Source organism: Nocardia sp. NPDC060220, from assembly GCF_042727815.1.
Classification (GTDB): Bacteria; Actinomycetota; Actinomycetes; order Mycobacteriales; family Mycobacteriaceae; genus Nocardia.
The window spans coordinates 1-2780 of the sequence record NZ_JBHWZY010000882.1; the positions used below are offsets into that span (position 1 = coordinate 1).

Sequence of the window (2780 nt, forward strand, 5' to 3'; positions counted from 1 at the left end):
GTGCGTGACGCTTCCTTGGCCACCTCGGCCAGCGCCCGAGCCAGCCGCGCGGTGTCGAGCGCGGTGCGCGCACCATTGACCGTGCCCGACAAGGAGATCGCGGCCACCGCGACACCGCGGCCGCGGATCGGCACCGCCACGCAACCCACGCCCGGCAGCGACTCCTCGGTGTCCACGGCCACGCCCTGACGGTTGCGGATACGGGCGAGTTCGCGGTGCAGTTCGGCCCGGTCGACGATCGTGCGCGCGGTCCGTGCCACGGCATTGCCCCGCAGCACGGCCTCGGCGATGCCGGGCTCCAGCGTGGCCAGCAGCGCCTTGCCCACCGCCGTGGAGTGCGCGGGCAGCCTGCCACCGACACGGGTCGGGATGACCACCCGGCCGCGGCCCCCCGAACGATCCAGGAACAACACCTCACGCCCGTCCAGCACCGCGAGGTGCCCCACCAGCCCCGTGCGCTGACTGAGTTCGTAGAGCAGTGGCCCCACCACCTCGCGCAGTTCGTTCTGCTCGGCCGCGAGCCCGCCGAGTTCGAGCACCCGCAGCCCCAGCCGGTAGCCGCCCGGAGTGTGCGCGAGCCAGCGCAGCCGGATCATCTGGTCGAGGATGCGATGCACGGTCGAGCGCGGCAGCCCGGTGCGTTCGGCGAGCCCGAGCAGCGTCAGCGTGGGTGTGGCGGCGTCGAACGCGTCCAGGATGAGCGTCATCCGCTCGATCATCGACGTCGGCGGTGCCCCGGTCGCCCGGCCCGATCCGGTCCACAGGTTCTCGGGCGCCGGTTCGGTCACGATCTCGACCGTCATGTGATCCAACCTCCACAGTGCGTAGCGCTAACAGACTAGAGCTGTCAGCTCCGCTCACGCACTATTTCGCCTCGATCTCAGGCAGGCACCGGGCTGACCGGCGTCACAGACAGCGGGCGGCGCACGATCGGCGCGATGGTCGCCGCGATCTCGCCGATCGCTCTGGCGGGCGCGCAGTGCGGGTCGGTGTCGACGAACGGAGCGCCCTGATCGCCCGCCGCGCAGACCACCGGATCGAACGGGATCCGGCCGATGACCGGGCAATAGGTGTCGAGCAGGCCGCTCAGCGCGCGGCTCACCGCGGTGGCGCCGCCCGCGCCGAAGAGGGTCTGCCGGGTGCCGTCGGGACTGTCGTACCAGGACATGTTCTCGATGATGCCCGCCACCCGCTGACCGGTCTGCGCGGCCACGGCGCCGGCGCGTTCGGCGATGCGAGCCGCGGCGCGTTGCGGGGTGGTGACGACCAGCAGCTGCGCGGTGGGCAGCAACTGGGCCAGGGAGATGGCCACATCGCCGGTGCCCGGTGGCATGTCGATCAGCAGAATATCCAGTTCGCCCCAGTACACGTCGTTGACGAACTGCTGCAACGCGCGGTGCAGCATCGGCCCGCGCCAGACGACGGGGGCGTTGTCGTCGACGAACATACCGATCGACACGACGCGCACACCGAATGCGGTGGGCGGCATCATCATCGACTCGACCAGGGTGGGCGCGGTGGTGATGCCGAGCATCGCGGGTACCGAGTGACCGTGAACATCGGCGTCCATGAGACCGACGCGCAATCCACGTCGAGCCAGCGCGACGGCTAGATTGACGGTGACACTCGACTTCCCGACGCCGCCTTTGCCCGAGACCACGCAGTACACGCGGGTCGGTGAATCCGGTTGCGCGAGAGCGGCGATACTGTCCGATCCGGGTCCCCGGAGCTGGATTCTCAGGCTACGGCGCTGCTCCTCGCTCATCACCCCGAAGTCGATCTCGATACCGGCGACGCCGGGCACCGCGGTGACGGCGGCGCGGATGTCGTCACTGATCTTCGTCCGCAGGGGGCATCCTGCGACGGTGAGCAGGATGCCTACCGCGACACGACCTGCTCCGTCGATGTCGATGGTCTCGACCATGTTCAATTCGGTGATGGGACGGCCGATCTCGGGGTCGTCCACTCCGGCGAGCGCGGTCCTGATCTGTGGTTCGGTCGGTGATGTCATGGGCTCCTCCTCACTGGACCGAGCTGGCGTGCAGCATGTCCGCGCGTTCGACGATCTTGATCCGCTCGCGTCCTTCGGCTTCGCCCAGCGCGCGTTCGTGGGCGTCGAGTCGGTACCAGCCTTCCCAGGTGGTGAAGGCAATGCCCGATGCGGTGAGATGTTCGGTCACCGCATCGGGGTGTGGTCGCGGCGCCGGTGTCAGCCGGGCCTGATCGGCCAGCAGGCAGGCAACGGTTTCGGCGGCGTCGCCTTTGGTGTGGCCGATCAGGCCGACGGGGCCGCGTTTGATCCAGCCGGTGACATACACCCCGTCGAGGTATCGCGCCCCCTCGCGCGCGTTCGGGTCGATCAGCAAGCGCCCCGCCTCGTTGGGGATGGTGCCGGTGCGATCGTCGAACGGGATGTCGGCGACATCTTCGGAGCGATAGCCGACCGCCCGATAGACCGCCTGTACGTCCCACACCCGAAATTCGCCGGTGCCCTTGACGTTGCCGGTGCCGTCGAGCTGGGTGCGTTCGGTCTTCAGGCCGACGACCTTGCCGTCGGCGCCGAGGACCTCGGCGGGCGATTCGAAGAAGTGCAGGAACAGCTTGTGCGGGCGGTCGCCGTGGTCGCGGATGGCCCACTGCTCCAAGGTGTTGGCGACCATGTCGACCTGCTTGGAGTTACGGCGCGCGGCTTCGGAGCCCTCGTCGTAGTCGATGTCCTCGGGGTTGACGATGACCTCGATCGTCGGCGAGTGATCCAGTTCGCGCAGCTCGAGGGGCGT

The 2780-nt window shown here is 69.0% G+C and carries 2 protein-coding genes and 1 pseudogene; all 3 read right to left on the reverse strand.

The window, feature by feature from the left end; translation table 11 throughout:
- Positions 1-803, reverse strand: an 803-nt coding sequence (locus ACFWF3_RS31175) for an IclR family transcriptional regulator (protein WP_379317313.1), incomplete at its 3' end; no start/stop codon positions are given.
- Between the two features lie 77 nt (positions 804-880).
- Complete coding sequence (locus ACFWF3_RS31180) at positions 881-2011, reverse strand: Mrp/NBP35 family ATP-binding protein (protein WP_379317315.1); 1131 nt, start codon at positions 2009-2011, stop codon at positions 881-883.
- Positions 2012-2021: 10 nt separating this feature from the next.
- Positions 2022-2780: pseudogene (locus ACFWF3_RS31185) on the reverse strand (pyridine nucleotide-disulfide oxidoreductase); the annotation flags it as partial.